Here is a 6,555-nt window from a genome sequence, read left to right on the forward strand (position 1 = left end):
TTTTTTATTATTGTCGTGGCACTATTTAATCAAAGAACTAATGTTCATGATTAAATGCACGGCAAAAACGAAAGGGGTAAACGAGGGAAAGGTGACTACGCACAGGTTTCAGGATATATACCGAAAAACCTAGCAATTGCGTTTAAGACTACTTGTACTGCAAGGGAGCTAACACAGTCAGAAACTCTAGAAAATCTAATCAGCGAGTGGCTGGAAGGTGAAGGAATCGACGTTGCAGCGTTTACGTCAAAGCCAAGCGACAAGGAGGTTTAAGTACTGATGGAGGATATTTATTACTCCTTGAGATATGTGGTTAATCTCTTTATGTAGTTGTTTACTTTTTACAAGAGAGCAAACTTTCTGATTTAGACTTTTTTCCCAAGAAACTCCCTCTATGGGAAAAACCACATTTACCTGTCCTTTATCTAAATTAACTCGCTTTACTAAGAGGCGAATAATTTCTCGCTGCTTATTCCAGGTACTATTAAAAATAGTAGTTTATTATGATCGCGATGGTGCGATTGGGTTTGTTTCGCGGATTGTAAAGGAACATTTAGACCGCAATTGGGACAAGCTCTACGCTCCTCAAGTAGAAGCAGAAAATTTTGAAACCTGGATATAAATAATTTATGACAGTTGCACAATCACCAACGAAATCACCAACTCCAGAACAAATTGCAAAATATAATCAGAAAATTCTTGGTTTATTGGGGGAACCGCTAAATGAGCAGCAGAAGTCAGCGCTTGCTTTTTACTCACAAGGAGAATCAGAAGAAGTTAAAAAATTATCTGCTTGCTATCCTGCTGATAGCTACATCAAGACATTAGGATATTTAGTGGCAACTAAAAAACCGACTCCTGCCATTTACACTTTAATTGCTGAAACATCAAGAAGTTGCGCTGATTTCCACCGCGAACAAATTCTCAACTCGTTAGGTGAGTTTACAAGTTCACTGTAAAAACAAAAATCATAATTATTGTTTATTATTTTTTCCCTACTTTTTAGTAGGGATTTTTATTTGCGAATATTTTTTCTTTTGCTCGTAGTGTTGCAATTAAACTACCTCTTGCCAGTCAGAAAATCTTTGTCATTTGGCGAATTTTATCTGAAAGTATAGTTGCAATACCTATAAGTAATATATAACGTGGCAATTGTTGAATCAAATAAAAAGTTCACTCAACTAAAGTTGAGCTAGAGATGAAGAAAATCGACAGAGATTGTGCATTAAAAATTAATTCACAAGTCATCCAGTGAAACTTGAGTTTTTCCTCCTTGTAATTGATGATTGTACTCAGTCGGAATTGAGATAAATGATATGTGAAAATGTTATCTACACGCAAAAAAAACTTGCCCAAAGATATGGAATTTCAATTGCTGCATTACAGCGCTGGTATCCCTTTGCAGGAATAATCAAACCCAAAAAGCGGGGTGGATATTTTGATGGCTCGACTGTTGAAATAGCTGATATTTTTTACGTGGCTGTCAAAATTCGGCGGTTAACATTTAAGGAATATTTGCAGCAAGTAATTCCTGCGGGTGGTTTGGATTGTTATTTACAAAAAGTCAATAATATGACCCTGTATGACTTTTTGACCAAACATATTTCTGATGAAGAGCAAGCAAACGAAATTGTCCAAGTAGTAATCAAAAGGATTGAATGTCATGAAGCATATAAATCAGCTAGCACAACAGTTACAAGTATCGCCTGAAGTGGTTCGCAATATCTGTCAGTCTTTGAGTTTATCTGTCAAAGTAAACGATACTGTTGATGAGACAGTTGAACAGCAACTTGTCCAACTCAAAGAAGTTGCAAACCGTGAAGGTATTTCCTTGGAGGAAGCTGCACAACATTTAATTGAGATGCGCGATACCCATTCCGAGTCGCAGTGCGATCGCAGTTTTAACAAACGCGAGTACATCAAACAACGCTTTGGAGTCGATCCAGAAACCGCAGCAGCAGATAGTTTTGTGGGAATGCTTTACCAAGACACCCATCGCGGTACTCAGCTAGGGGAACTGCGTCATAAGGTGGTGCTGGAAAGTTCGACACTCGCTTTGGAAGAATTTGTCTTTAACGGAACTGGGAGTAATTTAACCGCAGACGAATATACTCAAGCCCAAGAACGTATAAATTCGCGGATAGATAACGATTTTTTCGCCAAAGTCAACTGGGGAGAAAACAATTCGCAATTCGCGGTTCGCGGTTCGCAGTTGAAGCAATTGAAGTCCTCGCAGACGAAAACCGGGCAATCTCCGAAGAAGTAGTGGCTCAAATGCTACCTATCTGCTACCAGTTTCGAGATGAAAGTTTACTGACTTTGCGAAAAACATCGACTCTTGCGGTGGGTATAAATTTTCTTTCAGTTGTTGCAGGTACGGTAGTTGGAACGTGGATTGCAATTCCTCCAACGCAAGATAAACAGGAAATTACCAGTATTCAATCGATTTTGATTGGAGTGGGGATAGGCGAAATAATTGGGTTAATTTTGGCACTTTTAGTAATTTGGATACGGGGTGAGAATGAACGCAGCATTTGATTTTTTGGTGAATACAGCAGGTGGATTACTAATGAATTTGGGCGTTTCTGGGATGGTTGGTCAATTGATGGGAGTTGGTGCAACTCTTGCCCTACATCCTTTATTGCTGCTGACTGGGATAATTGTTGGTGGTGCGGGGATTGCGATCGCTTGTGAACTCAATAAACCTCCCCATCTATATTTGGTAGTAGATAACACGGGTGAGGTTTGGTAATGTTTAGTGCTAAACCGTTGCGGGACAACAAACAGCCATTGCGAAAAAAGGTCAATGTACCTTTACTGACGACCTGCGCGACGGTTGGAGCGGTTTCTCTGATTGGGATAGTGGCTTTGACGGTGGGCTGGAAACAACAAATCCCAGCAAACCAATCGAGTGAAGTGCAAAAAGCCAAAGCTCAAGTTTCCCAACTCCGAGAAGTATACCTAGAAAAATTATCTCGCACCGATTACAACATCAATCAGTTGGCAAGTTATTCATCTGAAGGAACACCGACACTAACAGGTTGGCGACAATTAGCAGCAGCATTGTGGGGACAGCAGTTGAAGGGGGAAATTGCAAAGATGCAAAGCGATGATAAGTCAGGGTTTTATCGACTGCACTATATGCCTGCACTAGAGATAGTTAAGTTCAATTCTCTGGATGTCTTATTGGAAGCAGCTTCTGGGAACGACTCTTTTTACTGGGGATATCGCAAAACCGACGGGACGAAGGTTGAAGAGAAGATTTCGACAGGTGCAGCTGCGGTGATGGTATTGGGGAAATTAGAGGCGATCGATTACGCGCAAAACCTGGAATCCCAACCATCGGTGGATTTGAACCAAATGCTGATTCAAATTCGCAATGCTCAAGAACCGTACTCTCTGGCTCAAGCGCAGTTGTTACGTACCCGTGGATATTCCGATCCAGTTGAACAACTCGCTCGTGTCCGAGAAATTCGCGAACAAATCAAGCAACAAGAACAAGAACGAAAGCTGTATTTACAAGGGATGAAAGAAACAGTTCGACCTCCAAAACTACAAAATAAGCAAAATTCCCAAGATTGAGGAAATGCATCATGTATGTTAAGTTTGCTGCTGCCATAATTTGTATCGCTTTGTGTTCGCTCAACGTTGTTGCGGCAGTCAAACGTACTCCGATTCGCACTACTCTTGAGGATTCAACTCGCACAACTATTGAGATGATGCCATCCCCCAAATCTCCTCGTGGGTTGAATCTCAATATTTGGTCAAATCACTCCAAAACCTAATTGGTGCAAGCAATACAAGCATTAAGACTGACTTGAGCAACAGTCAAATAGCTTTCCCTACAGCAAAAGGTACACCCATAACGAGTGGATTTGGTTGGAGGATACATCCAATTACTGGAGGACGCAGATTCCATACTGGTATCGATTTTGGTGCTGCGATGGGTAGTCCAATTTATGCTATGGCTCCAGGAAGAGTTGAGTTTGCAGGGAAAAGGGGTGGGTATGGTAACGCTGTAATTGTGAATCATGGAGGGGAAAAATCCACACTATACGGTCACGCAAGCAAACTTTATGTACGAGAAGGACAGCAGGTTGTACGGGGACAAATCATTGCAGCAGTAGGAAGTACGGGAATGTCCACTGCACCACATTTGCATTTTGAGATTCGAGTTAACGATAAACCGATTAATCCTAGTCCCTACTTGCAGCAATATTTAGCAGGTCGGTAATATGTTAGGAAGAGTCTTTATTTCCGGATTAATTGGTGTTGCGGGTTCGATTGCTTTGAGCTATGGAGTTGCTTCTGTTCCATGCAGTTTAGTTTCTCCCAATACTGATAAAATATGCCTTGTTAGCACTTTTGGAAAGTCAATTGGTAGTTGGAAATTGGGTTTTATTCTTGGTGGAATATTTGGATTAGCTTCTAGAGTCGATTATCGTCGTGTTGCTAGTAAAATTCAACCCATTCATTTATCTTTAGCTTCAGTTTCTTGTTTGGGAATTTACTGGTTATTGGGTTATCAAAGTTTCGGATTTAATACTAATTATAATCAGATTAATATTGGGACAAGTTCTAAATATTCTCCAAAAATGCAAGCTTTTTTAGCAACAATTCGCTGGGCTGAAACTGGAAATAGTGGAAGAGAGAGTTATCGGAAATTGGTGTTCAATGGCACTTTTAATGATTTCTCCACACACCCATTAATTAAACAATGTGCCCCGATTAATGGTAAACAAACCTGTTCAACTGCTGCTGGTGCTTACCAAATGCTTGATAAATCTTGGTGGGATTTACAGCCAAAGCTTAAATTACCAGATTTTTCACCCCAATCCCAGGACAGGATGGCTGTTGAATATATTCGTAGGAATAATGCTATTAGAGATATTGAATCGGGTAATTTTGCTAAAGCAGCATGTAAAGTAGGTAAAATTTGGGCTTCATTTCCCTGCAATTCCTACAATCAAAACCCAAAGAGCATACAGAAATTAAGCAATTATTACCAACAACAATTGTTAACCCTTGGAGGTTGATAATGTCTGATTATAGCAATGCCGATATAACCAATGCTGTTCATGCTCTCAAATCCCAAGGTTTATCAAACCAAGATATTATCGGAGAAGCAGAACAAGTCTTTGATTTGGGTCAACAGCAGTATGTCGCTGATATTCTTCAAGAATCAGACTTTGGCAGTAAAATCATTCGTCCCACCAAGAATTACGACCATAATTATTTATTTGAACTCATTTATCAGGCTGTAATTAGTGGCACTTCTGCTGAACAAATTATCGATGTTTGTTGGGCAAAATTAAACTTAGAAGATTTAGCTTTTTCTAAGTTGGCATTAGAGTATATTTTAACCAATCGATATATTAGTAAATACGAACGTGATGCTTTTATTATTGAACTATACAAGCAATATCAAAACAGTGAATCCTACCAAGATTTAATTACAATAGCTGAATCGACCAAGAATATTTATCTGAAGCAACTTGTTTATAAAACAGCAGAATTGGTTGCTAAGAAAAATGGAGAAATTCCATCTTTATCCCTTGAGAAAGGTATTGCACAGAATAATGTGATTGCAAATACCAATCAAAATACTGCTTTGGTTCAAGAAAATTTCAACTCCCAAGTGGGTAATACTTTGGTTGAAACCCTGAATGATTTTGGCATTACCTGTAGTTACCTCGATACGAAAACTGGTCCCACCTTCAAACGCATCAAAATCAGGCTGGGGAAAGGGGTTAGCTTCAAAAAAGTTCAAGGACTTGGCAGCGACTTGGTTCAACAATTGGGGGAACAAATCGGATTTGATAACCCTCCGATGATATCTGTTATACCGGGTGCTGTGGTGTTTGATATTCCAAGACTTGACCGACAAATAGCAAATTTCGCAGACTATGTAGATTTAACCAGTGAGCTTGATATTAACCGCATCGTCATCCCCGGTGGTGTGGATGTCGATGGGAAATATGTCGAAATCTCTCTGTGTGACTCAAATGTTTACCATACTTTGGGAGGAGGGATGACTGGTGGTGGAAAGAGTCAGTTTGAAAAAGCAATGGTTTTATATTTAGCCTTGCGCTATCCTCCTAGCTTCGTCAAACTTGCCCTCAGCGATGTGAAATTGGTTTCCTTAACTTGCTTTAACGGACTTCCCCATCTCATCGCACCAGTTGCGGAGGATGCTATGAGTACCCTGCAAATTTTCAATTATTTGGTTGCAGAACAGGAACTTCGCTATCAGGAGTTTAAAAAAGTAGGGGTTGAAAATATTAACGAGTACAACCAAATGTTTTGCGATCGCCCCATGCCACGAATCATTTCGGTGACAGATGAGTGCTTCGATTTGCTTTCTGATACTAGCTATAAAGACCAAATTGAAACAGCTTTGATGAAATTGTTAGCAAAAGCAGGTGCTGCGGGAATCAATATTTTTCTATTTACCCAACGTCCCGATAAGGATGTAATCAAACCCCTGATTCGCTCAAACTGTTCGGGTAAGGTTGCTTTTATGGTATCTCGTCCTGAAGATAGCGGGATTATTCT

Annotated in this window: 12 protein-coding genes; all 12 read left to right on the forward strand. The window is 39.9% G+C overall.

Annotated features, from left to right (window positions below; genetic code table 11):
- Positions 1-54 precede the first annotated feature (54 nt).
- Positions 55-273, forward strand: coding sequence for a hypothetical protein (locus CK510_RS24040; RefSeq protein ID WP_095724079.1), 219 nt, complete (start codon positions 55-57; stop codon positions 271-273).
- Between the two features lie 121 nt (positions 274-394).
- Positions 395-622: a hypothetical protein gene (locus CK510_RS33645; protein WP_245912370.1), complete on the forward strand. Its 228-nt coding sequence runs from the start codon at positions 395-397 to the stop codon at positions 620-622.
- A gap of 7 nt (positions 623-629) precedes the next feature.
- Complete coding sequence (locus tag CK510_RS24050) at positions 630-959, forward strand: hypothetical protein (protein WP_095724080.1); 330 nt, start codon at positions 630-632, stop codon at positions 957-959.
- A 352-nt stretch (positions 960-1,311) separates the two neighbouring features.
- A complete protein-coding gene (locus CK510_RS24055) occupies positions 1,312-1,710 on the forward strand; it encodes a hypothetical protein (protein ID WP_095724081.1) in 399 nt (132 codons plus the stop codon).
- Positions 1,664-2,266 (forward strand): hypothetical protein, encoded by a 603-nt coding sequence (locus CK510_RS24060; protein WP_211293286.1) that lies wholly within the window; start codon positions 1,664-1,666, stop codon positions 2,264-2,266. Before CK510_RS24055 ends, CK510_RS24060 begins: the two co-directional genes overlap by 47 nt.
- Before the next feature lie 8 nt (positions 2,267-2,274).
- Positions 2,275-2,538 carry a hypothetical protein gene (locus CK510_RS24065; RefSeq protein ID WP_095724089.1) on the forward strand — a complete coding sequence of 88 codons (264 nt, stop codon included), beginning with the start codon at positions 2,275-2,277 and terminating at the stop codon, positions 2,536-2,538.
- Positions 2,522-2,752, forward strand: a complete 231-nt coding sequence (locus CK510_RS24070; protein WP_095724082.1) for a hypothetical protein — start codon at positions 2,522-2,524, stop codon at positions 2,750-2,752. Before CK510_RS24065 ends, CK510_RS24070 begins: the two co-directional genes overlap by 17 nt.
- Entirely contained in the window at positions 2,752-3,582 is an 831-nt protein-coding gene (locus CK510_RS24075; RefSeq protein WP_095724083.1) for a phage terminase large subunit family protein, read from the forward strand. Before CK510_RS24070 ends, CK510_RS24075 begins: the two co-directional genes overlap by 1 nt.
- A gap of 11 nt (positions 3,583-3,593) precedes the next feature.
- A complete protein-coding gene (locus CK510_RS24080; RefSeq protein ID WP_095724084.1) occupies positions 3,594-3,785 on the forward strand; it encodes a hypothetical protein in 192 nt (63 codons plus the stop codon).
- Entirely contained in the window at positions 3,761-4,234 is a 474-nt protein-coding gene (locus CK510_RS24085) for a M23 family metallopeptidase (RefSeq protein WP_245912379.1), read from the forward strand. The genes CK510_RS24080 and CK510_RS24085 overlap by 25 nt, the downstream gene beginning before the upstream one ends.
- 1 nt (position 4,235) lies before the next feature.
- Positions 4,236-5,036: a glycoside hydrolase family 24 protein gene (locus CK510_RS24090; protein ID WP_095724086.1), complete on the forward strand. Its 801-nt coding sequence runs from the start codon at positions 4,236-4,238 to the stop codon at positions 5,034-5,036.
- 2 nt (positions 5,037-5,038) lie between these two features.
- Positions 5,039-6,555 (forward strand): DNA translocase FtsK (locus tag CK510_RS24095; RefSeq protein WP_095724087.1); only part of this gene is annotated, 1,517 nt, incomplete at its 3' end.

It is taken from the genome of Brunnivagina elsteri CCALA 953 (genome assembly GCF_002289455.1).
Taxonomy (GTDB): Bacteria; Cyanobacteriota; Cyanobacteriia; order Cyanobacteriales; family Nostocaceae; genus Brunnivagina; species Brunnivagina elsteri.

Excerpts from the sequence above, each read along its gene's own strand:
- CK510_RS24080 (WP_095724084.1), top strand. The coding sequence starts at position 3,594 with ATGTATGTTAAGTTTGCTGCTGCCATAATTTGTATCGCTTTGTGTTCG.
- CK510_RS24055 (WP_095724081.1), top strand. The coding sequence starts at position 1,312 with ATGATATGTGAAAATGTTATCTACACGCAAAAAAAACTTGCCCAAAGA.
- CK510_RS24075 (WP_095724083.1), top strand. The coding sequence starts at position 2,752 with ATGTTTAGTGCTAAACCGTTGCGGGACAACAAACAGCCATTGCGAAAA.
- CK510_RS24090 (WP_095724086.1), top strand. The coding sequence starts at position 4,236 with ATGTTAGGAAGAGTCTTTATTTCCGGATTAATTGGTGTTGCGGGTTCG.
- CK510_RS24050 (WP_095724080.1), top strand. The coding sequence starts at position 630 with ATGACAGTTGCACAATCACCAACGAAATCACCAACTCCAGAACAAATT.
- CK510_RS24040 (WP_095724079.1), top strand. The coding sequence starts at position 55 with ATGCACGGCAAAAACGAAAGGGGTAAACGAGGGAAAGGTGACTACGCA.
- CK510_RS24060 (WP_211293286.1), top strand. The coding sequence starts at position 1,664 with ATGAAGCATATAAATCAGCTAGCACAACAGTTACAAGTATCGCCTGAA.
- CK510_RS24065 (WP_095724089.1), top strand. The coding sequence starts at position 2,275 with ATGCTACCTATCTGCTACCAGTTTCGAGATGAAAGTTTACTGACTTTG.
- CK510_RS33645 (WP_245912370.1), top strand. The coding sequence starts at position 395 with ATGGGAAAAACCACATTTACCTGTCCTTTATCTAAATTAACTCGCTTT.
- CK510_RS24070 (WP_095724082.1), top strand. The coding sequence starts at position 2,522 with ATGAACGCAGCATTTGATTTTTTGGTGAATACAGCAGGTGGATTACTA.